This is a genomic window from Ruminococcus sp. RTP21204st1_B2_RTP21204_210225, from assembly GCF_040914135.1.
Taxonomy (GTDB): Bacteria; Bacillota; Clostridia; order Oscillospirales; family Ruminococcaceae; genus Hominimerdicola; species Hominimerdicola aceti.
This window is the reverse complement of sequence record NZ_JBCPGA010000003.1, coordinates 49,607-70,819: the sequence shown is the minus strand read 5'-3', so window position 1 is coordinate 70,819 and position 21,213 is coordinate 49,607. Positions and strand designations below refer to the sequence as shown.

Annotated in this window: 23 protein-coding genes and 1 pseudogene; 13 read left to right on the top strand and 11 right to left on the bottom strand. The window is 45.6% G+C overall.

Annotated features, from left to right (window positions below):
* Positions 1-4: 4 nt before the first annotated feature.
* The 9 genes from AB5123_RS01965 to speB form a co-directional block, all read right to left on the bottom strand.
* A complete protein-coding gene (locus AB5123_RS01965) occupies positions 5-949 on the bottom strand; it encodes an ABC transporter permease (protein ID WP_117891337.1) in 945 nt (314 codons plus the stop codon).
* A gap of 338 nt (positions 950-1,287) precedes the next feature.
* Positions 1,288-1,893, bottom strand: a complete 606-nt coding sequence (locus tag AB5123_RS01960) for an AAA family ATPase (protein ID WP_046441110.1) — start codon at positions 1,891-1,893, stop codon at positions 1,288-1,290.
* Positions 1,894-1,896: 3 nt separating this feature from the next.
* A complete protein-coding gene (locus AB5123_RS01955) occupies positions 1,897-2,607 on the bottom strand; it encodes a trimeric intracellular cation channel family protein (protein ID WP_117891335.1) in 711 nt (236 codons plus the stop codon).
* Entirely contained in the window at positions 2,604-3,878 is a 1,275-nt protein-coding gene (locus AB5123_RS01950) for a sigma 54-interacting transcriptional regulator (RefSeq protein WP_038672602.1), read from the bottom strand. Before AB5123_RS01950 ends, AB5123_RS01955 begins: the two co-directional genes overlap by 4 nt.
* A gap of 31 nt (positions 3,879-3,909) precedes the next feature.
* On the bottom strand, positions 3,910-4,689 hold the full coding sequence (locus AB5123_RS01945) for an amino acid ABC transporter ATP-binding protein (protein WP_046441104.1): 780 nt from the start codon (positions 4,687-4,689) through the stop codon (positions 3,910-3,912).
* Between the two features lie 22 nt (positions 4,690-4,711).
* Positions 4,712-5,371: an amino acid ABC transporter permease gene (locus AB5123_RS01940; RefSeq protein WP_117858878.1), complete on the bottom strand. Its 660-nt coding sequence runs from the start codon at positions 5,369-5,371 to the stop codon at positions 4,712-4,714.
* Between the two features lie 14 nt (positions 5,372-5,385).
* Entirely contained in the window at positions 5,386-6,048 is a 663-nt protein-coding gene (locus AB5123_RS01935) for an amino acid ABC transporter permease (protein WP_022286950.1), read from the bottom strand.
* 57 nt (positions 6,049-6,105) lie between these two features.
* Entirely contained in the window at positions 6,106-6,972 is an 867-nt protein-coding gene (locus AB5123_RS01930; protein ID WP_278340101.1) for a transporter substrate-binding domain-containing protein, read from the bottom strand.
* A 156-nt stretch (positions 6,973-7,128) separates the two neighbouring features.
* The gene (gene speB, locus AB5123_RS01925; protein WP_022286952.1) at positions 7,129-8,091 is read right to left on the bottom strand and encodes an agmatinase; all 963 of its coding nucleotides are present in this window, start codon (positions 8,089-8,091) and stop codon (positions 7,129-7,131) included.
* Between the two features lie 499 nt (positions 8,092-8,590).
* Here speB and AB5123_RS01920 point away from each other — a divergent pair, with 499 nt between their 5' ends.
* Genes AB5123_RS01920 through AB5123_RS01885 form a run of 8 tightly spaced genes read left to right on the top strand, consistent with a single transcriptional unit; the run spans position 8,591 to position 14,352 of the window.
* Entirely contained in the window at positions 8,591-9,001 is a 411-nt protein-coding gene (locus tag AB5123_RS01920; RefSeq protein ID WP_302413918.1) for a hypothetical protein, read from the top strand.
* Positions 8,998-9,315, top strand: a complete 318-nt coding sequence (locus tag AB5123_RS01915; RefSeq protein WP_117957507.1) for a hypothetical protein — start codon at positions 8,998-9,000, stop codon at positions 9,313-9,315. Before AB5123_RS01920 ends, AB5123_RS01915 begins: the two co-directional genes overlap by 4 nt.
* Positions 9,316-9,348: 33 nt before the next feature.
* Complete coding sequence (ureA, locus tag AB5123_RS01910) at positions 9,349-10,029, top strand: urease subunit gamma (RefSeq protein ID WP_002851772.1); 681 nt, start codon at positions 9,349-9,351, stop codon at positions 10,027-10,029.
* Positions 10,030-10,032: 3 nt separating this feature from the next.
* On the top strand, positions 10,033-11,745 hold the full coding sequence (ureC, locus tag AB5123_RS01905) for an urease subunit alpha (protein WP_278340099.1): 1,713 nt from the start codon (positions 10,033-10,035) through the stop codon (positions 11,743-11,745).
* A gap of 15 nt (positions 11,746-11,760) precedes the next feature.
* Positions 11,761-12,249: an urease accessory protein UreE gene (locus tag AB5123_RS01900; RefSeq protein WP_051706758.1), complete on the top strand. Its 489-nt coding sequence runs from the start codon at positions 11,761-11,763 to the stop codon at positions 12,247-12,249.
* 16 nt (positions 12,250-12,265) lie between these two features.
* Positions 12,266-12,940, top strand: coding sequence for an urease accessory protein UreF (locus tag AB5123_RS01895; RefSeq protein ID WP_117858858.1), 675 nt, complete (start codon positions 12,266-12,268; stop codon positions 12,938-12,940).
* A gap of 36 nt (positions 12,941-12,976) precedes the next feature.
* Positions 12,977-13,588, top strand: a complete 612-nt coding sequence (gene ureG / locus AB5123_RS01890) for an urease accessory protein UreG (RefSeq protein WP_002851818.1) — start codon at positions 12,977-12,979, stop codon at positions 13,586-13,588.
* Complete coding sequence (locus tag AB5123_RS01885; protein ID WP_038672614.1) at positions 13,585-14,352, top strand: urease accessory protein UreD; 768 nt, start codon at positions 13,585-13,587, stop codon at positions 14,350-14,352. Before ureG ends, AB5123_RS01885 begins: the two co-directional genes overlap by 4 nt.
* A gap of 84 nt (positions 14,353-14,436) precedes the next feature.
* Here the strand turns inward: AB5123_RS01885 and AB5123_RS01880 are convergent, their stop codons facing one another.
* Positions 14,437-14,904 (bottom strand): hypothetical protein, encoded by a 468-nt coding sequence (locus AB5123_RS01880; RefSeq protein WP_038672616.1) that lies wholly within the window; start codon positions 14,902-14,904, stop codon positions 14,437-14,439.
* A 180-nt stretch (positions 14,905-15,084) separates the two neighbouring features.
* Here AB5123_RS01880 and AB5123_RS01875 point away from each other — a divergent pair, with 180 nt between their 5' ends.
* The gene (locus AB5123_RS01875; protein ID WP_368364483.1) at positions 15,085-17,364 is read left to right on the top strand and encodes a glycoside hydrolase N-terminal domain-containing protein; all 2,280 of its coding nucleotides are present in this window, start codon (positions 15,085-15,087) and stop codon (positions 17,362-17,364) included.
* 30 nt (positions 17,365-17,394) lie between these two features.
* Positions 17,395-19,107 carry a glycosyl hydrolase gene (locus tag AB5123_RS01870; protein WP_302413913.1) on the top strand — a complete coding sequence of 571 codons (1,713 nt, stop codon included), beginning with the start codon at positions 17,395-17,397 and terminating at the stop codon, positions 19,105-19,107.
* 41 nt (positions 19,108-19,148) lie between these two features.
* Here the strand turns inward: AB5123_RS01870 and AB5123_RS01865 are convergent.
* A pseudogene (locus tag AB5123_RS01865) lies at positions 19,149-19,268 on the bottom strand (SUF system NifU family Fe-S cluster assembly protein); the annotation flags it as partial.
* Positions 19,269-19,430: 162 nt separating this feature from the next.
* On the opposite strand from AB5123_RS01865, the gene AB5123_RS01860 reads away from it, so the two are divergent.
* Genes AB5123_RS01860 through AB5123_RS01850 form a run of 3 tightly spaced genes read left to right on the top strand, consistent with a single transcriptional unit; the run spans position 19,431 to position 21,204 of the window.
* The gene (locus AB5123_RS01860) at positions 19,431-19,754 is read left to right on the top strand and encodes a PadR family transcriptional regulator (protein WP_002851767.1); all 324 of its coding nucleotides are present in this window, start codon (positions 19,431-19,433) and stop codon (positions 19,752-19,754) included.
* Positions 19,751-20,380, top strand: coding sequence for a DUF1700 domain-containing protein (locus AB5123_RS01855; RefSeq protein ID WP_038672620.1), 630 nt, complete (start codon positions 19,751-19,753; stop codon positions 20,378-20,380). Before AB5123_RS01860 ends, AB5123_RS01855 begins: the two co-directional genes overlap by 4 nt.
* Positions 20,380-21,204 carry a DUF4097 family beta strand repeat-containing protein gene (locus AB5123_RS01850; protein ID WP_368364482.1) on the top strand — a complete coding sequence of 275 codons (825 nt, stop codon included), beginning with the start codon at positions 20,380-20,382 and terminating at the stop codon, positions 21,202-21,204. Before AB5123_RS01855 ends, AB5123_RS01850 begins: the two co-directional genes overlap by 1 nt.
* Positions 21,205-21,213 lie beyond the last annotated feature (9 nt).

Genomic DNA, 21,213 nt, shown 5'->3' with positions numbered 1-21,213 from the left:
CACCTTATTTAAGATCAACTCTCGGATCAAGAACGGTATAAAGTATGTCGATAACAAAACTCATTACAAGATAAGCTCCAAGCATGAAAAGCACAAGTATCTGAACTATTGGAAAATTGTTTTCCTCTATCGCCGATATGAGCAGGCCACCTATACCAGGAAGAGAAAAGACCTGCTCAACTATTACTGTCGAGCCTATAGAGCCTGCTATCATATATCCTGCAACTGTTATAACAGGAATAACGGCGTTGTGAAAAGCGTGCTTGTAGGTTATGTTGCTTTGCTTTAATCCCTTTGCAGCCGCCGTTGCGATATAAGGAGATTGAAGCTGATTTATCATGTTGCTTCGTGTGATACGTCCAAGCATCGCAACGAACGTCAGTGCCATTATCAGGCTCGGTATCATTATACGCTGTAAGAACTCTCCGAAATTTGTATATGTTCCGATAAACGAATATCCAGGAACGTACTTTGTCATGAAAATAAGTATCAGTATGCTTACCAAAAATGACGGCGCACCTGAAAGCACAAGCATAAGTCCCGAAATTGCTGCGTCTGAGGGTCTGCCTTTTCTCAGCGCCGCTGCAACTCCCATTATAACAGCTATCACTGAGCCTATGACGGAACTCATTATCACAAGTCCGAATGTTATTGGAAGCCTTGACATTATAAGACCTTTTACGTCCTGACCGTCAACATAGTCTGTGCCGAAGTCGCCTGAAAGAACTCCCTTTATCCACCTGAGATACTGTATATGCACAGGGTCGTCAAGGTGATATTTTTCTGTAAGAGCCTGCCTGAGTTCAGGAGTGGATTGATTGTTCCCTATCATTACTGTGAGAGGGTCTGCGTCTGACATTCTCAGAACAACGAACACCAGAAAGGATACCAAAAACATTATGACTATCATTGAAAGCAGCCGTTTGATTATAAATCTGAACCTTTTCACTTTACATTCCTCCTATATTTACAGCTGCGCTTTGCAGGATTTTCTTGTTTGACTTTCATTTTACTTTTTGAAAATAATTTACTCCACGAAACTTTTCTTTCGATATACCTATGATATATCCTGCAGCAACTACAACTGCAATACTGAAAATCAGTCATTTTATATTTTATATATAAACTTTTTATTAACGCAAGCTGTCTTTTAAACTTACAGAAAATGTTGTATGAATAAAGAAACTTTATATCCTGCATTTTGTTCATATTCACAAATATAAGAAAAGAGGGGCGCTCCAAAGCAGAAGCACCCCACAAATGAAGATTTGGTAATCAGTAGAAAGCTTAGTCCTCAAACATCTTTCTTGCAGCGAAGCATATCATCTCGGCAGTGAGATCAGTGCCGTATTCGCTTACGTCGATCATAAGATGTTTGTTGTCACGGTCACCACGATTTTTGCCTGTGACGTATTTATAATAGTTGTGGCGCTGGCGGTCAACACGTTTTATGAGCTTGTCAGCCTCCGGCCATGAAAGGTCATAAGTCTCACACATATGCTTTATCCTTGCTTCCAAAGGCGCATAGAGAAAAACGTTCATGTGGTTCGGATATTCTCTGAGAACATAGTCTGCACATCTGCCGAAGAATATGGCGGATACACGCTTGTTTGCAAGATCTCTGATGATATCCACCTGTGCTTTTACAGCCTTGTCGGAATAAAACTGAGTTGATGAGCCGTAGCCAAATGACTTCAGCAGGCGGTCAGCGTTCTTGTCAAGCATTTCCTCACTATCAAGAAACGAGTCACGGCTTATGCCTGCACGCTCTGCCGCCATATCTACAAGGTCCTTGTCATAAAACTCCACGCCAAGCTCAGCCGCCGCCTTTCTTGCGACCTCTCTTGCGTTGCAGCCGAACTCACGGCTTATGGTAATAATAAACTTTTTCATAGTCTATGCTCCTTTTTTATTTATGAGATTTTCTTTCGTGGCGGCTATCCTCCGCTCCTGTCTGGCTTTTATCTGGATCTTCGGCAAATTCCAACCGAATTTCACCGACATGAGCCTTAGAGAAAACGTCACCGCAAGGCTCACCATGCAGGCAAGCATGAACGACATCATGCCATAGCAAAGCAGAAAAGCCACTGCACCTGTGGCAGAAGCACAGGCATAAATGTTGCCCACAAATATCTCAGGTTTCTTGTTCACGAAAATATCCCTGAGAACTCCGCCCCCAACGCCTGTTATAACTCCTGAAAACACAAGCAAAAAAGTGTTGTCTGACACGCCGCTCCTCATTGCCGCTGTTATACCTGTAACAGTGAAAATGCCAAGCCCTATAGTATCGAGCATGAGCATTGCAGTATCATAAAGCTTCAACGCCTTGCCCCCCAGGTCGCCTTTTACAGCCAAGGCAGCAAACACAAGCACCGATATCAAAGCCGCCGCACTCATTGCGAGGGGGTCACGAAACGCCGCCACAGGATGACTTCCGATGACGATATCACGCATTATCCCACCGCCCACAGCCGTTGTCACTCCTATTATTATAACGCCGAAAAGGTCAAAACGCCTTTTTATCGCTGTCAGCGCACCGCTTGCCGCAAACGCTGCAGTGCCGATAAGTTCAAGTATCGTAACGATAACATCAAAACGCTCATTCATTCAACGTCCCTGCCTGCATATTTGTGTATCTTCCGCACCGCCGTCGCCTGACTTATGCCAAGCTTCTGTGCCACAGCCACAGATGTTCTGTATTTTTCATAGGCTCTCATCACAAGTCCGCTTTCGTAAAATTCAAGCATATCCTTTAGGGAGGCATTCTGTGCAAATACCTCAGACGAACCGCCTGTTATCCTGTCAGGCAAGTCGAAAACGTCCACCTTTTTCTTCTCGGTAGTAAGAACGATACGCTCGATAGTCCTATGCACCTCGTCGATATTTTCTTTCCAATCATATCCCAACAAACAGCCCATGGCACGAGGGGTGAACTCAACGCTCCGTGAGTATTTCTTGTTTGCCGAGCCGAGATAATAGTCGATAAAGCTTTTAAGATCCTCCGCACGCTCGCCAAGAGAATACATCTGCACCTGATAAGGCTCGAACTCGCTTATAAACTCCTCCGACAGCTTGTCAGCACCTTTAAGCTCCTCCACCGAATGTTCAGAAAGCCCCACAGGCACAATGCCTGCTTTTGCGCATTTTTCAAGGACTGCCCTTTGAAGCCTAGGCGACAGCCTGTCTATATGCTTTATTATCACAGCGTAAATGCCCGAAAGCGGCGATATCATCGACCCCTCTCCAAGAAGCTCCTTTTCTATGACTTCTTCCCCGACAGGTGCGCAGTCATAGGTGTAAAGCGTTCCTTTTTTGCCGTATATAGTGGAAGCAAGATAGCTTTTGCCGCTTCCTGTGGGACCATAGATGTAACACGGACAGCCTGCGTCACAGAAAACTCCTGCAAGCCGCCTTGCGTCTCTTGAACGGCTGCTTTGGGCGATATAACGCTGTCCACCGTCACGTCCTGTCATAAGCTCTATTTCATCAAGAAGCTTTTTGTTCTGATACTGCAAAACATTGTAACGCTCCCTCAGGTCGTCAAAGCCTGTTATCTCCCAAGAGGAATAGCTTATTATCATCTCAAGCTCTCCGTCCTTGAATACCGGTATTCCCGTGACGAAAGTTTCGTCATTGTCAACGCCTTTTTGCACCGTTGTGACACGCTTGTGGCTTTCAAAAACCATTTGCGTCACGCAAGGGGAAAACATCTTCATCATTTCCTCTGAGCCTGCGAATTTACCTATTATGTCAGAGCCTTTTACGCTTCTGCCGCTGAGATAGGAGTTTGAAACAAATCTGAACACTCCGCTGCTGTCGGCAATAGTCACTCCTGGGTGGATACTTTCGAGAATGTGCCCTAGCTGCTCATAATCCATTTGTCTGCACTCCTTTCTGCGGCTTTATAGTTTACACATTAAGTATCTTTGAGAAAAACTGCTTTGCACGGTCGCTCTTAGGGTGCTTGAACACTTCCTCAGGGGTGCCGTCCTCGATAACATAGCCGCCGTCCATAAAGCAGACTCTGTTTGCCACCTCTGCCGCAAAGCCCATTTCGTGTGTGACAACTATCATTGTCATTCCTGCCTTAGCCAGGTCTTTCATAACGTTCAGAACCTCGCCAACGAACTCAGGGTCAAGGGCGGAAGTCGGCTCGTCAAAGAGTATGACCTCAGGCTCCATTGCAAGAGTCCTCGCAATAGCCACACGCTGCTGCTGACCGCCTGAAAGCTGAGTAGGATAAGCGTCTGCCTTGCCGTCCATTCCAACTCTCGCAAGAAGCTCCATGGCTTTCTTCTTTGTTTCTTCCTTGTTAGCCTTTTTAACCTGAACAGGACACTCCATAACGTTTTCAAGCACTGTTTTGTGCGGCCAAAGGTTGAACTGCTGGAACACCATTCCAACGTTCTTTCTTATGACCTTTGCAGCCTTTTCGTTGAGCTTTTTGTTGTGCTTGTCCTCGTCGATGCCCTTTAGGGAAACTCCGCCTATATCTATCTCGCCTGATGTCAGCTCCTCGAGATAGTTCAGGCATCTGAGAAAAGTGCTTTTGCCGGAGCCGCTGGGGCCGATAACGCTTACCACCTCGCCCTTGTAAATATCCATATCTATTTTTCTGAGGACCTTAAGCTCCCCGTAATTCTTTGCCAGATCGTGAACCGATATAACAGGCTTTCTGCTTTCAGCCATTGTATTTTACACTCCTTTTTCGTCAGATAGCAACACGGTTGTTGTGCTTTTCTATACATCTTGATGCGAACTCGATAACAAGGTTCAGCGCCCAGTAAAGAACGCCTGCACAGATATAAACTATCAGAGGGCTGAAAGTTATACCGATAGCTTCCTTTGTCATCATTGTCATTTCTGCAACTGTGATGATAGAAAGGATAGATGAGTCCTTAACAGTCTGAACAAACTGTCCTGTCAGTGACGGAACGATTATTTTCAAAGTCTGCGGAAAAATTATTCTCACCATTGTTTTAAATCTTGACATTCCCATTGCATATGAAGCTTCAAACTGTCCCTTTGGGATAGCGCTGACGCCGCTTTCAAGGATAACTGCGGTATAAGCCGCTGTGTACATTCCAAGAATTATAACGCCTGTTGAGAACGCTGAAACATTCAGACCAAGAGCAGGGAGTCCGTAATATGCAAGATATACCTGCACCATAAAAGGGGTGCATCTGAATATCTTTATAAACGCCCTTGCGATAAGCTCAACAGCCTTATTTTTTGAAAGGCACATATAGCCTACCGCCGAGCCTAACACCATTGCAATAAGGATAGACAGCACCGATATTGCCGCCGTTGTTCCAAGACCCTGCAAAAGCAGCGGAAGCGCTATTTCCGCAACGTGCATAAATTCGTCCATATATCTGCGCCTCCTTATCTTCTTTCAAGTCTTTTCTTCTGAAGCTTTACAAGTTCTTCAAGTCCTGCGCAGATAACAAAATACATAACTGCGATAGCAATATAGAAAGGCAGGTTTATGTATGTCTGCGTTACAAGACGCTGAGCCGTTCTTGTAAGCTCTACGATCGCCAACACAGAAAGCATCGGCGACACCTTTATAACGTTTATGAACTCGCTTGTCAGCTGCGGCAAAGCTACCTTGAATACCTGTGGGAAAACTATCCTCATTAGTATCTTTGGCTCGCTCATGCCCAAGGCTCTGGCCGCCTCCGTCTGACCCTTTGGCACAGCCGTAAGCCCGCCACGGATTATTTCTGCAATAAATCCGCCGCTGTTAAGGCTCAGAGCGATTATGCCTGACGCCAGGTTTGAAAGGTTCAGACCCATTACTGCAAGCGCCTGATATATAATGTATATCTGCACCAGCACAGGCGTGCCACGGACAAAGCTTATATAAACTGCGACTATCTTTTTCAGTATCCTTGAAGGAAGCGAGTCGCCGCCCATTCTCATCACCGAAAGCAGCATACCAACGCAAAGCGCTATAAGTATCGCTGCAACGGATACGAATACTGTATAGCCAAGACCTTTCAGCAGCAGGTCTTTATAATGCCATACTATGTTGAAATTCTCCATTGATATATAATGCTCCGCCGTTTGCGACGGAGCATTTCCTCCTTTCAAAGGTGCTTTTTACTCGGCAGGGATATAATCGCTCTCAGGCAGGTCAACGGCTTCACCAAACCATTTCTTCTGGAGCTCTGCAAGAGTTCCGTCCTCTTTGAACTTGTGTATCTCAGAGTTGATATAGTCAGAAAGCTCTGTGTCTTCCTTACGAACAGCCCATGATACCCAAGTGTCTGTGCCGACCATTTCAGCCTTGCCTGAATCGTCAGCCACTATCTCATAATCGTCAGGATTCTTCATTACAACTGCAGCGCAGCTTGCATAGTTCTGAGCAACAAGGTCTATCTTGCCGTTCTTAAGCTCTGCAAAAGCCTCAGGGAATGAGTCGTATTTGAGCAGTTCAGCATAGCCGTCCTTGCCCTCTGACTTTAGCTTCTCGTTGAATTTCTTTGTATCGTCCTCATTGTAGCAAGAAGTCTGTGTGCCGACCTTTTTGCCTGACATATCTTCGATAGACTTGATGCTGTCATCGCCCTTTCTCTTTACGAAAACTGTAGTTCCGTTCTGGATAGGATAAGTCATCGTATACTTGCCTGCACGTTCAGCAGTTACGCCGAGTGTTGCCCCAACAACGTCATATTTCTTTGCTTCAAGTCCTGCAAGTATTCCTTGGAACGGCAGGTCGATATAATCAAGCTCTACCCCCAGATCGTCGCAAATCTTAGCGAACAGATCTGCGTTGTAGCCTATGATCTTATCGCCGTCCATGTATTCAAAAGGCTCATAAGCGGCTTCCGTCGCAACTGTGAGCTTACCGTTTTTCTTGATCTGATCCAGTGTGAGCGGACCTGCGTTCTTGCTGCTTCCGCAGGCTGTAAGACATCCTGCCGCAAGTACCGAAGCCACTGCCACTGCACAAACTTTTCTTAACATTCCAAATCTTCTTCCGCTTTTCATAACTGATTCCAACCTTTCACTTACTTTTCTAAATAATTCGGAGCGCTGACAAGCCAGACACCCTAGTGCCGCCGTCAACGCTCCGTTGCGTTTGATATTATATTTATTGGAGAGTGAATTATTTTTCTATCTTTATTTTCTCTTGCCGATCTTCTTCTGATAAGCAAGGATAGACATGAACTCAAAAATGATATTTGCGCCCATATAAGCTGTTATCTCTGAGTGGTCATATGGAGGAGCAACTTCTACTACATCAAAGCCTGTGAAGTTCAGATCTTTCAGCGCTCTTATATATTGAAGTGTTTCAAAGGAAGTAAATCCGCCCACCTCAGGAGTACCTGTACCTGGTGCATAAGCCGGGTCAACAAAGTCGATATCGAATGTAAGGAACACCTTGTTGTCGCCCACCTTTTCCTTTATGACCTTGAGAAGATCTTCAGGAGAATATGTGTGGAGCTTGTCCCCTGGGATAACCGTGAAGCCAAGGTCTGCGGCGATCTTGAAATCGTCAGGATCGTAAAGAGAACCTCTCATGCCTATCTGAACCGACTTCTCAGGATCAATAAGACCCTCCTCCATTGCTCTTCTGAATGGTGTGCCGTGATTGTATTTCTGACCGAAAACTGTATCGCACAGGTCAAGATGTGAATCGAAATGCACAAGGCTTACCTTTCCATGCTTCTTTGCGATAGCTCTAAGTTCGCCAAGGGTGATAGCGTGGTCGCCGCCAATGCTTATCGGAACTGCACCGCATTCAAGAACACCGTCCAAGGTCTGCTCGATAGCTGCATATGTTTCGTGGATATAATCAGGGATCACAGGAACGTCGCCAAGGTCTGCACCCTTGAGTGAATCCATAATGTTTACGCCCATTGCAACATTGTTAGGCTTTATCATTGCCGAGATGTTTCTTACACCGTTAGGACCAAATCTTGCGCCTGCTCTGAAAGAAGCGGCGGTATCAAACGGGATACCAACGATAGCGAAATCCAATCCCTCTGCTGAGGTCGCGTGAGGAAGCCTCATGAAATTACCCATATTACAAAAACGAGGAGAGCCTGAGGCGCTCGGTGGCTGACAATTGTTGTTGATCATTTGAGGTCACTTTCCTTTCAAAATCACTGAGAAACATATCCGCATGACCGTTCAAGTCATTTCTGAATTGCTCTATGTGCAGAATTATATCACCATTCCTGCAAGTTGTCAAGAGCTATTTTTCAATTTTTCTGAAAATTATTCACTTTGGAATAAGCTTTGTTATCACTTATATAGCGTATTTACGTCATTTAGCCTATATTGAAGTCGCAACTATTCATTTTTGAATAGTTTCTTTGTGCAAATCTACAAATGACAATAATGCAACATTCAGGTGTCAGACTTTCATTTTGTTCACATCTATTTTTTATTCAAAGCTGAATAAAATAAGAATTTTTCATTAACACTATTGCCAAATAAAAAGCTCTGTGCTATACTGATAATCAAAGCAATGACGCTCTTATAACCGATACGGCAATGCCTGTCGGTTTATAAGGGCGTTGTTTTTTTATTATCACTATGTTAAACTCAGAAAACAATTTTGAAAGGAAGTTTTATTATGGCTTGTTTTTTAGTACCAGCAACAGAAGCGATCGTTACAACTATTGTGGCAAAGGCAGTAAAGTCTCACGAGGCAAAGGCAGAGGAGCAGACAAAGGTCAAAACTCTTTCAGAGGACAAGCTTCCTCTTTCTAAAAAGATAACAAGGCTCTCAGGCTTTCTGTGGGGCGGCTCAGGACTTTTGACATTTGAACATCTGTGGCATGGCGAGATATCTCCGTTCTTCCCATTCCTGACAGCGGCTAACGACCCTTCGGAAATGGCAGTAGCATTCCACGAAATGGCGACTGTCGGAACATCAATGGCTGTTCTTGTGACAGCGGTATGGGCTGTGCTGACTGTGGTATCTGACAAGATACTGAAACGTAAGTCAAAAGAGACTGCAAAGCTGGGCGGTGACGCCGTATGACACTTCTTATCACACTCATAGCTGCCGTTATCGTTACCATAGTATGGTACACATCACCAAAAGCCAGAAAGCTTAAAGTGGGGCTGATGTGCTATATGTACTGGGGCGCATCTATAATGTGGCTCGTGGACGCACTTTTTGAATACAAAGAGCAGGGCGCAGGATATTTCACCCCTGCCACCGCAGACATGATAAACGACAGCTTTTTAGGAATCTGCGTTGTTGCACTCGGCACCGTCGTATGGCTCGGCACTATGCTCATAAGCGACCCTGAGGGAGTAGTAAGAAAAGCCCTTACAGAGAAAAAGCAGTAGATACACTATACTATATAAATAGGAGGAATAATAATGCGACTTGTTCCAAGAGAGCAGGATAAGCTTATGCTCCATTATGCGGGTATGCTTGCCCGTGACCGAAAGGCACAGGGATTAAAGCTCAACTACCCTGAAGCTGTGGCATACATAAGCATGGAAGTAATGGAAAAAGCAAGAGCAGGAGCGTCAGCCGCTGAGCTTATGCAATACGGCACAAAGCTTCTTACCGCTGATGACGTCATGGACGGCGTTCCTGAAATGATACACGAAATACAAATAGAATCCACAATGCCCGACGGCACAAAGCTTGTGACAGTACACAACCCTATAAAGGGTGCAAGCAAGCTTCACCCAGGGGAATTTATCGTTGAGGAAGGCACTGTCAAGCTCAACGAGGGAACAGAAAGCATTGAGCTTACAGTTTCAAACACAGGGGACAGACCTATCCAGACAGGCTCCCACTTCCACTTTTTTGAGGTAAACAAGGCTTTGGAGTTTGACCGCAAGGCGGCTTATGGTATGCGGCTTGATATCCCCGCAGGCACAGCGGTAAGATTTGAGCCGGGAGAGAAAAAGACCGTCCGTCTTATACCTATCGGCGGCGACCGCATAGGCTATGGTCTGAATGGTCTTGTAAACGGAAAAATGGACGATGAAAACATCAAGCAGGCAGCCTTTGAAAAGGCTAAAAAGCTTGGCTTCAAGGGGGTGTAGGAAATGATCGAGATATCGAGAAAAGCTTACTGCGATATGTATGGTCCGACAGTTGGCGACAGGGTGCGCTTGGGCGACACTTCTCTTATTGCAGAAGTGGAAAAAGATTTGACAGTTCATGGCGATGAAGCAAAGTTCGGTGGAGGAAAATCTCTCCGTGACGGCATGGGGCAATCCTGCAAAGCCACTGACAAGGAGTGCCTTGACACTGTTATCACAAACGCTCTTATCATCGACAGCACAGGCATCATAAAGGCTGACGTTGGCATAAAGGACGGCAGGATAGCAGGAATAGGCAAAGCAGGCAACCCTGACATCATGAATGGCGTTGACAAAAACATGATAATAGGCGCTTCCACGGAAGCTATCGCAGGCGAGGGACTTATCCTCACCGCTGGCGGACTTGACACGCACATTCATTTTATCTCTCCAACTCAGGTGAGAACAGCCCTTTACAGCGGAATCACCACCATGATAGGCGGTGGTACAGGTCCTGCTGACGGCACCAATGCCACCACCTGTACACCTGGCGAGTTCAATATCCACAGAATGTTGGAAGCATCCGAAGACCTGCCAATGAATTTCGGCTATCTCTGCAAGGGAAATTCAAGCGACATCACAACTCTTGAGGAGCAGATAAAGGCAGGCTGTATAGGCTTGAAGATACACGAGGACTGGGGCTCTACCCCTGACGTTATCGACCACGCACTTACTGTTGCGGATATGTATGACGTTCAGGCGGCTATCCACACCGACACTCTTAACGAGGGCGGATTTGTTGAAGATACCGTCAATGCTTTCAAGGGCAGGACTATCCACACTTATCACACAGAGGGTGCAGGCGGCGGACACGCTCCTGACATTATCAGAGCAGCAGCGTTCCCGAATGTTCTCCCTTCCTCAACGAACCCTACAATGCCTTACACCGCAAACACTCTTGACGAACATCTGGATATGCTCATGGTGTGTCATCACCTTGACAAGAACGTACCGGAGGACATTGCTTTTGCGGATTCAAGGATACGTCCTGAAACTATCGCCGCAGAGGACGTTTTGCACGATATGGGAATATTCTCAATGATGAGTTCCGACTCTCAGGCAATGGGACGTGTAGGCGAAGTTATCACACGAACATGGCAGACCGCTGACAAAATGAAGAAACAGCGTGGCGCACTCCCAGAGGACAGCCAGCGAAACGACAATTTCAGAATAAAACGCTACATTTCAAAATACACTATCAACCCTGCTATAACCCACGGCGTATCAGAATATGTAGGCTCAGTGGAAGTTGGCAAGGTGGCAGACCTTGTTCTTTGGAATCCTGCATTTTTCGGTGCAAAGCCTGACATGATAATAAAGGGCGGATTTATTTTCGCATCAAAAATGGGCGACGCAAACGCTTCTATCCCTACCCCTCAGCCTGTGTGTTACACAGAAATGTTCGGTGGTCACGGGCTTGCCCTTTCAAGCACCTGTATCACGTTCGTATCAAAATACGCCTACGAGGACGGCATAAAAGAGAAGCTTTGTCTTAAAAGGCAGGTGCTTCCTGTGAAAAACTGCCGAAACATCTCAAAGGCTGATATGGTATACAACAACGTCTGCGGTGATATAAGAGTAGACCCTGAGACCTACACTGTCACAGTTGACGGCGAAGTTATTACCTGCGAGCCTTTTGACGAGCTTGCATTGGCACAGCGTTACTTTATGTTCTAAAGCGAGGAAACAAAAATGATAGCAGAAAAAATATTAGGCAATCTTTCTGAAAGCACCCCCTCTGTAGAAGTAGACACAGTTGAGCTTGATTGGTTTGAAGCCGAGAAAAAGCGCATAAGAAAAACCACCGCAGGAGGACGTGACATAGGCATTGCCATTGACGAAAACCTAAAGGACGGGGATATCATCTATCTTGACGATAAGCTTTGCGTAGCAGTGAAGCTCACAAGATGTCCTCTTATCAAGATAAACGTTCACACTATGCAGGAAATGGGCAGGCTTTGCTTTGAGATAGGCAACAGGCATTTGTCACTTAAAATATCTGAAGACAACGTGCTTATCCCACATGACGAGCCTACAGAAAAGCACCTGAAAAACCTCGGCTTTGAGTGCGAGAACATCATAGGCAGATTTGACGATTTTATCGTCTGCAAAGCTCACGGACACTCACACAGCCACTCCCACGAGCATGGGGAACATCATCACCACGAACATTCACACTAAACGGAGCTGATAAAAAATGACCGATACCGCAGGACTTATGCACATTCTGCAAATATGCGACAGCCTTTTCCCAGTGGGTGCGTTCACGCTTTCAAACGGGCTTGAAACCTACGTTCAGCATGATATCATCACTTCGCCAAAAGGGCTTGAAGAATATCTCCATTCTTACATCTCAGTGCTGCCCTACAATGAGCTTGGTGCGGCGGCAGCGGCATACAATGCTGACGAAAAGGAGCTTTGCCGTCTTGATGAGATATACTCTGCGGTGAAAACACCATTTGAGATACGAAGCGGCTCAGAAAAGGTCACAAGGCGTTTTTTCAAAATATGCAACAATGGTCGGGAAAGCTTCACAGGGCTTTATAAAAGCCTGACGGAGCAGGGCATATGCAAGGGTCATCAGTGCATCGCCTATGGGCTTTATATGCGTGACAATGGTATCGAGCTTTCAGAGGGGCTTGCGGTATACGGCTATTCCATATGCTCCGCAATAGTCACAAACTGCGTGAAGCTTGTACCTCTAAGTCAGCTTGCGGGGCAGAAAATTCTCGGAGAGAGCTTTGAGCTTATATCCTCCGCTTCAGAAAAAGCCCTTTTCACTGATATAAACGATATCGGCATAAGCGGCGCAGGCTTTGACCTGCGTGCAATGCAGCACGAACGGCTGTATTCAAGACAGTATATGTCATAAGCTATGATTTATATAATATAATAAGGAGTACCAAAAATGAGCTATGTAAAAATAGGCGTAGGCGGACCTGTGGGATCGGGAAAAACCGCACTTATCGAACGCCTTACAAGAGAAATGTCAAAAGAATATTCCATATGCGTTGTAACAAACGATATCTACACCAAAGAGGACGCAGAATTTCTTACAAAAAACTCATGCCTGCCTGCTGACAGGATAGTTGGTGTTGAAACAGGCGGCTGTCCTCACACTGCCATAAGAGAAGACTGCTCAATGAACCTGGAAGCCGTTGACGAAATGGTGAAAAAGCACCCTGACACGCAGATAGTTTTCATTGAAAGCGGCGGCGACAATCTTTCCGCCACGTTCTCCCCTGACCTTGCAGACGCTTCTATCTATGTTATCGACGTTGCACAGGGTGAAAAGATACCAAGAAAAGGCGGCCCTGGCGTGACACGTTCCGACCTGCTTGTTATCAACAAGACAGACCTTGCGCCACTTGTTGGAGCTTCCCTTGAAGTAATGGCTTCCGACTCAAAGCGCATGAGGGGCGACAGACCGTTTCTTTTCACAAATCTCATGAGCCGTGAGGGCGTTTCTCAGGTCATAGACTGGATAAAAAAATCAGTGCTTTTTGAGGATCTGAAATGAACGGCAGACTAAGCCTGTCAACAGCCTTTGACGGACAAAAAAACGTTACTGAGGACTTATATTTCGCTCCCCCTTTCAAGGTGTATTCACCATTTTATGACCAAAAAGGCTGGGCGAAATATATCTCAATGTGTGGCTCAGCAGGAGTATTGGCAGGTGACAAAAACGAGATAAAGCTTTTTGTGGGGGAAAACTGCAAGGTCATTTTCACAGATCAGGGCTATCAAAAGCTTTTCAACACAAACGGCGGCGTATCAAAACAGAGCATAAAGCTTGTTGTGCGCAAAAACGCAAGGCTTTGCTATATGCCCCACCCTATTATGACTTTCACAGGCTGTGAGCATATCTCTATGGGCAAGGTGAACATCACAGAAAGCTCTGAGCTTATTTTCTCTGAGATATACTGCTGTGGCAGAACTGCAATGGGGGAGGAGTTTGGCTTGAAGCGCTTTCGCTCACGCACCGAGATAGCAATTGACGGCAGGGCGGATTTTATCGACAACACTCTTATCGACCCCGCCGCACTGCCCATACGGCAAAAAGGCTTTTTCGAGAGCTTCACCCACACGGGATTTATGTATATCTACACCCCTGACAAGACAATGCTGGAAAGCATTTACCAAGCCGACTACACAGGCGACCCTGACAGCGCACAGCTTTGTGCCACTCACACGGAACGTGGCATAGCCATAAGAGCCTTGGGACGTTCGGGAGAAGAGATTTTTGACGCTTTTCAGAACATTGCAGAAAAAATTCGCACATAAAAACAGCGTATAAAATATTGTTAAACTTTTTATAAATGATAAACAAAACCAGTGAAAGCCTGCTGTGGGCTTACACTGGTTTTGTTATTTCTCACGACAATATTCTTCGTATGCTTCGTCTATAAGAGGTCTCAAGGCGTTGTAGTCATCGTCACCTGATATAAAGCTATAGCACGGCACACACAGATCTTTAGCAGGACAAGTCTTACCATAATCATTAAAATACTGCTTATCGTAATAATTTACCGCAAAGTCACGGACATTGGGTTTTATATCATTCTCACAAAATGCACCGTCCAATATGTGCATAAGATATTCCGCACCGCTCATTTTGCCCTCACGGACCTGCACACAGGATTCCTCGTCACTTTCATCAATAAGCTCGTTAAAACCCCTGTCAATAAGCCACCTTAAAAATAATCCTATATGATTTGACGCCAACAGCCATATTTCTTCCTGCTGTTCCTCCGTGAGCTTGCCCTCAACATTATTTGTTTTCCTATACAGCTTTTCAGTATCGTCCCAATGCCAATCTGCCTTATCTATAGCCATATGCTCTCCCCCTTTTGTTATATACCTTTATTGTATCACAAACTATCTTCCATGTCAACATTTTCCGAATGCCTCACAAGCACACCCCCTCCCCCCTTGTCAACCCAAACAAAATATGCTATAATATAAGGGATTGTAACCTACAACCATATTAAAATACAGATAACGAAAGGAATAGCTATGGATACTTCCGCACTTCTTTGGTATAAGACCCCTGCAGACGATTGGAACAAAGCACTGCCCCTTGGAAACGGCAGGATAGGCGCAATGGTGTTCTCTCAGCCACTTGAAGAGAGGATTCAGCTCAATGAGGACTCCGTCTGGTCGGGCGGCTTCCGTGAAAGAAATAATAAGTCCGCACTGCCTAATCTCGAAAAAGTGAGAAAACTGCTTTTTGAGGAGAAAATAAACGAGGCTGAAAAAATAATCTATGACGCTTTCTGCGGCACGCCTGTAAATCAAAGGCACTATATGCCCCTTGGCGACATGAACGTTATACATTATAAAGAGAGCGAATGTAACTTCAAGAGCAGAAGCCTTGACCTTAACACCGCTGTCTGCACCACAGAATATGCCATAAACGGCGTTGACTACACAAGAGAAGTGTTTATCTCACAGCCCGATCAGGTGCTTGTTATGCACATAACGGCTTCCGATAAAAAAGCGATAAGCGTCCGTGTACGCATTGACGGCAGAGATGATTATTTTGATGATAACTCGCCCGTTCATGACAACGATATCCTCTTTTACGGTGGATGCGGCTCAGAGGACGGCATAAACTTTGCCGCTTATATAAAGGTACTCCACAAGGGCGGAAAGGTCTACCCATATGGAAGCTTCATAACCTGTGAGGACTGCGACGAGGTGACTATTCTCCTTGGCGCACAGACAAGCTACCGCTGTGAGGATTACAAGGGACAGGCTGTTTTTGACGTTGAAAGAGCCGAGGAAAAAACCTATGCACAGCTTAAAGCTGACCATATCGCAGATTACAAGTCATACTATGACCGTGCGAATATCTCCCTTTGCGACAACAGCTCAGGTAATTCCACCCTGCCTACAGACGAAAGACTTGCACTTGTGAAAGAGGGCGATCCCGACAACAAGCTTATTGAAATGTATCACAATTTCGGCAGATATCTTCTTATTGCAGGCAGCCGAGAAAAGACCCTGCCTACAAATCTCCAAGGCATTTGGAACAAGGATATGTGGCCTGCTTGGGGCTGTAAATTCACTATCAATATCAATACCGAAATGAACTATTGGTGTGCTGAAAACTGCAACCTTTCCGAGCTGCATATGCCTCTTATCGACCATATCGAGAAGCTCCGTCCAAACGGCAGAAAGACCGCAAGGAATATGTATGGCTGCCGTGGCTTTGTCTGTCACCATAACACTGACATATGGGGCGACACCGCACCGCAGGACTTGTGGATACCCGGAACACAATGGCCAATGGGTGCAGCATGGCTCTGCCTGCACATATGGGAGCATTATCTCTATGTTCAGGACAGAGAGTTTCTCAGCGAGAAATATGACACCCTGAAAGAAGCGGCAGAATTTTTCCTTGACTTCCTTATCGAAGACAAAAAGGGCAGACTTGTTACCTGCCCGTCAGTTTCCCCTGAGAATACCTATCTCACAGCTTCAGGCTCAAAAGGCTCTATCTGCATAGGTCCGTCTATGGACAGCCAGATAATCTATGAGCTTTTCACTGCCGTTGCGGAAGCTTCAAAAATACTTGAAACTGACGGAGGTTTCAGAAAGAAAGTCCTTGAAGCCAGAGACAGACTTCCTGCACCTGAGATAGGCAAATACGGTCAGATAATGGAATGGGCAGAGGACTATGACGAGGTAGAGCCTGGTCACAGGCACATCTCACAGCTTTTCGCACTCTATCCTGCTGACATCATAACAATGCGAAAGACCCCTGAGCTTGCCAAAGCCGCAAGGGCTACCCTTGAAAGACGTCTTTCACACGGCGGCGGACACACAGGCTGGTCAAGGGCATGGATAATAAACCACTGGGCAAGACTTTTTGACGGCGAAAAAGTGTACGAAAATGTTATAGCACTTCTTTCAAACTCCACAAGCGAGAATATGTTCGATATGCACCCTCCTTTCCAGATAGACGGAAATTTCGGTGGCACAGCTGGTATCACGGAGGCACTTTTGCAAAGCGAGAACGGCGAGATAATTCTCCTGCCTGCACTGCCGAAAGAATGGTCGGAGGGCAGCTTCAAAGGACTTTGTGCAAGAGGCGGCTTTGTTATCGACCTTGAGTGGAAAGACTCAAAGATAAAAGCCTGCCACATTCACTCAAGGTGCGGAAAGAAGTGCAGGATAGTGTGTGACAGTGTAAAGGTACACACTGCAAGCAGCGAGATACAGACCTTGTACACAGACGGCGCAGCAGAGTTTGACACGGAAACAGGTAAAACATACACGCTCACATTCTGAGCAAAAGACAAAATTTGAGAGGATATTGAAATGAGACATTATCGGATAATGGCAGCGGCTGTTGCAGCAATTTGCACGCTGTCAGGCTGCGGAGTGCAGATAGGCAGAAACGAGAGCATGACCGCCCCCGAAAAAACATCTGTTGTAACCACAACAAAGAAACAGACAAACGATGACAGCAAGGCTGACGAGCAGGCTTTAAAAAACTACGAAGAAACAAAGATAGTGGCAAACGCCATACCTTATGTGAAGTTTTCAAAAAGCGTTGAAGCCGAAACAGGCTCCGTTTCAGGCAAGGCGAAAGTAAAAAGTGACCGCAAGGGCTACAAGGGCAAGGGTTATGTGACGAACATTTCCGCTGAGGAAGATTGGTCAAGAGAGATCGAGCTTACCGACTCACAGTATTATGACCTTACCATAACAGTGGCTTCCGATGTGCCGTGTGTGAACGGCATAGCTGTGAATGGCAAAAAGCTTCAGGATTTCTCAGCCAGCGGTTCGGGCAAGTTTGAAAAGGTGACTTTCAAGAACATCTACATAGAAAAAGGCAAGACGGCAATATCCGTTATCCCTGTGGACGGCGGACTTGACGTTGACTGCCTGACCCTCACCGCAAGCGAGGATATATCAAAGCTTGACCTTACTATATCAAAGCCTGCTCTTTCAAACAAAGACTCCGACTACAATGCAAAAGCGCTTTATCAGTATCTTTGCGAAAGCTACGGCAAGCAGGTGCTTTTGGGTCAGCATGACACCATCGGCACATCTGCTGAAACAGACATGATATACAAAACCACAGGAAAATACCCTGCAATACGTTTTGGCGACCTTATGCTTGCCACTGAAAAGGACAGCATTACCACCGACACCGAGATGAACATCGCCATGGATTGGGCTTCAAAGGACGGCATAGTGGGCTATATGTGGCACTGGGCTGCCCCTGACGACAAGCGTGAATATTATGCCGACCAGACGGATTTTGACATCAAAAAGGCAGTTACAAAGGAAAATATCGCAGAACTCAGCCTTGAGGATATCAAAAAGCTTCAAAAGGACGGCAAGGTAAGCAAAGAATGTGTTGCTATCGTTCAGGATATCGACACCGTATCTGAGAAACTCTCCACCCTCCGTGATGAGGGAATAGCAGTGCTTTGGCGACCACTCCACGAGGCCAGCAACGGCGATTTCTGGTGGGGCAATGACAAGGAAGCCTACAAATGGCTTTGGAAGCTTATGTACGAGCGTCAGACGAAATACCACAAGCTGAACAATCTCATATGGGTATGGTCAGCACAGAATGCCGATTGGTATGTGGGCGACAAATACTGCGACGTGCTTTCCTGCGATGTTTATGACGACGGCAATAAGGACGCACAGGTGAACATAATGCTTTTCCTGCAAAGCATATCAAAGAACAAGCCTATCGCAATGAGCGAATGTGGAAGCTTCCCTGACATACAGAGCATTGCAGACGAAAAAGCCATGTGGGCGTTCATAGGTCAATGGGGCGGAAATTATCTTATGACCGATGACGGCAAGCTTGCTGAAGAAAACAACACCGCCGCCGAGCTTATCAAGATGTATAACAACAATCTCACTCTAACAAGGGATAAGCTCCCCGACTTCACCCACCTTGCAAGTTCCATAAAGGACACGGAAGAAAAATCCGCTGACAGCAAAAAGAATGATAGCTCAAAGGCTGACAGCAAGGCGAAGAAAGAAAATACTTCTAAAGCAGAATAGAAAAAGACCGCTGAGAACTCTCTCAGCGGCATTTTTATACCCTATTTATCTTTCAGCGCCTCAGAAAGCGTCCGCCAGCCAAGCATTGCACACTTTACTCTCGCAGGCATATGGGAAATATCCCTGAGGGCTGACGCTTCTTCAAGGCCGTCTAGGAATTTTCAGCAAACAATTATTCAAAACTAACTCACATAAAGTGATGATAACAAAAAAAATTGATTTTGCCCCTTGACAAATAATATTATATGACGTATAATATATTCAACGATATAGTATTATAGATCTATATAATAACTGAGCTGACTAAAGAGAGGAGAGAGTAAATGGGCTTTCCAATAAGTGCAGGACTGCTTGATTCCATGGTACTGTCAGTGGTAGACAGAGAGGATACCTATGGATATGAGATAACGCAGTTCATACGCAGTGCGGTGGACGTTTCAGAATCCACCTTGTATCCTGTACTGAAACGGCTTCAAAAAAACGAGCTGCTTGAAACCTACGATAAGGAATATATGGGCAGGAACAGACGTTATTATCACGTTACCCCAAAGGGAGAAAAAGCTCTTGAAGAATACCGCAGAGAGTGGAAGAAGCATAAGAATATGGTAGACCGTATATTATTAGAAAAAGGTGGAGAAAACACATGAACAGACTTGAGTATCTTACCCAACTGCGCAGATTGCTTGAAGACGGCGGACTTGCCGAAGATGAAATAAATGACGCAATGGGGTTTTATGAGGAGATATTCCTTGATGCAGGTGCAGCCCATGAAGCTGAAACTGCCGCAAACCTCGGCTCGCCCGAAGAGCTTGCCAACAAAATTTTGCAGGACAGTGGCATACACCCACAAGGCGACTCGGTATTTCAAATGGAAGCCGCCGCTGACCCCTCACAGGCTCGTGATACTGACAATAATGTGCCACATAACGGCAATTCTCTCTCAAAGCTTCTTGTTATCATCATCACAAGCCCAATATGGTTCAGCCTTATGTGTGCCTTTGCCGCAATAGCCTTGGCGATACTTTGTGCGCTTTTAAGCATAATAATTGCAGTTTTCGCAACAGGCTTCTCCCTTACAATAGGCGGTATAGTAACGCTTTTCACGGTCTATCCCGCAGGCATTGCCCTGATCGGTGCAGGACTTATTTGTATCGGACTTGGAGGCATGATTGTAATGCCTGTTATAAGGTGCATATGGCGTGGCTGTGTAAGCCTTTTCAACAAATTCACAAACTTTGTCCATAGGTTTGTAAGCTCAAAGGCGGTGGCATAATGGCAAAATATGATAATACAGGCGACGTAAAACGCAGACGTTTCCCATTTTTTTTGACGATATTTATTATCGGCATAGTGCTTTTCATTGTGGGCGTGGTGCTTATCAAGGTCACAAACACCAAAAGCCTTGGCAAGCGTTATTCCTACAACGAAACATTTGACGTTGCCACTATAGATAATATGGAGATCAATTTCTCCGCAGGGGATCTCAACATCAAAAAGAGCAGTGACGAAAATATCCACGTCACGGGAGAAAATCTCCCAGAGAAGATAAATTTTTCGTCATCAAACAGCAAGCTTCAGGTCAAGACCGCCGACAGCCTTTTGCACCTTAAAGGCGGATATATCTCCTTTGACGGAAGTCAGCCTACGCTGACTATAGAGCTTCCTGAAAAAGCGTTTGACACTGTAAAGATAGACGCAGGCGCAGGACAAATGAAGCTTTCAGATCTGACCTGTGAAAACCTCGACATAGATTTCGGTGCAGGAAGCTCAGAGGTCATTAACGTCACCTGCAAAAATGAAGCCGACTTTGACCTTGGAGTAGGAAAAACAGTTTTCAAAGACTGCACTTTTAACGATTCCGACTTTGACTGCGGAGTAGGCGAAACAGACTTTTCAGGAAAGCTTCTCGGCGACGCTGAGATAGACGGCGGCATAGGAAGAATAAATTTTGATATTGACGGCTGCAAAAACGACTATAAGATAAAATCAGACAGCAAAGTGAAAATAAATAGCACAACAGAAGAGAACGAGCTTCTCTACAAAATAAAACTTGACATTGACAACGGTATCGGCGAAATTTCGCTTAATTTCAGATAAGGAGTGATA

Coding starts and splice junctions, on each gene's coding strand:
- speB (WP_022286952.1), bottom strand. CDS start 8,091: ATGATCAACAACAATTGTCAGCCACCGAGCGCCTCAGGCTCTCCTCGT.
- AB5123_RS01885 (WP_038672614.1), top strand. CDS start 13,585: ATGAACGGCAGACTAAGCCTGTCAACAGCCTTTGACGGACAAAAAAAC.
- AB5123_RS01920 (WP_302413918.1), top strand. CDS start 8,591: ATGGCTTGTTTTTTAGTACCAGCAACAGAAGCGATCGTTACAACTATT.
- AB5123_RS01935 (WP_022286950.1), bottom strand. CDS start 6,048: ATGGAGAATTTCAACATAGTATGGCATTATAAAGACCTGCTGCTGAAA.
- ureG (WP_002851818.1), top strand. CDS start 12,977: ATGAGCTATGTAAAAATAGGCGTAGGCGGACCTGTGGGATCGGGAAAA.
- ureA (WP_002851772.1), top strand. CDS start 9,349: ATGCGACTTGTTCCAAGAGAGCAGGATAAGCTTATGCTCCATTATGCG.
- AB5123_RS01930 (WP_278340101.1), bottom strand. CDS start 6,972: ATGTTAAGAAAAGTTTGTGCAGTGGCAGTGGCTTCGGTACTTGCGGCA.
- AB5123_RS01850 (WP_368364482.1), top strand. CDS start 20,380: ATGGCAAAATATGATAATACAGGCGACGTAAAACGCAGACGTTTCCCA.
- AB5123_RS01870 (WP_302413913.1), top strand. CDS start 17,395: ATGAGACATTATCGGATAATGGCAGCGGCTGTTGCAGCAATTTGCACG.
- AB5123_RS01945 (WP_046441104.1), bottom strand. CDS start 4,689: ATGGCTGAAAGCAGAAAGCCTGTTATATCGGTTCACGATCTGGCAAAG.
- AB5123_RS01955 (WP_117891335.1), bottom strand. CDS start 2,607: ATGAATGAGCGTTTTGATGTTATCGTTACGATACTTGAACTTATCGGC.
- AB5123_RS01915 (WP_117957507.1), top strand. CDS start 8,998: ATGACACTTCTTATCACACTCATAGCTGCCGTTATCGTTACCATAGTA.
- AB5123_RS01900 (WP_051706758.1), top strand. CDS start 11,761: ATGATAGCAGAAAAAATATTAGGCAATCTTTCTGAAAGCACCCCCTCT.
- AB5123_RS01855 (WP_038672620.1), top strand. CDS start 19,751: ATGAACAGACTTGAGTATCTTACCCAACTGCGCAGATTGCTTGAAGAC.
- AB5123_RS01860 (WP_002851767.1), top strand. CDS start 19,431: ATGGGCTTTCCAATAAGTGCAGGACTGCTTGATTCCATGGTACTGTCA.
- AB5123_RS01950 (WP_038672602.1), bottom strand. CDS start 3,878: ATGGATTATGAGCAGCTAGGGCACATTCTCGAAAGTATCCACCCAGGA.
- AB5123_RS01895 (WP_117858858.1), top strand. CDS start 12,266: ATGACCGATACCGCAGGACTTATGCACATTCTGCAAATATGCGACAGC.
- AB5123_RS01875 (WP_368364483.1), top strand. CDS start 15,085: ATGGATACTTCCGCACTTCTTTGGTATAAGACCCCTGCAGACGATTGG.
- AB5123_RS01880 (WP_038672616.1), bottom strand. CDS start 14,904: ATGGCTATAGATAAGGCAGATTGGCATTGGGACGATACTGAAAAGCTG.
- AB5123_RS01960 (WP_046441110.1), bottom strand. CDS start 1,893: ATGAAAAAGTTTATTATTACCATAAGCCGTGAGTTCGGCTGCAACGCA.
- ureC (WP_278340099.1), top strand. CDS start 10,033: ATGATCGAGATATCGAGAAAAGCTTACTGCGATATGTATGGTCCGACA.
- AB5123_RS01940 (WP_117858878.1), bottom strand. CDS start 5,371: ATGGACGAATTTATGCACGTTGCGGAAATAGCGCTTCCGCTGCTTTTG.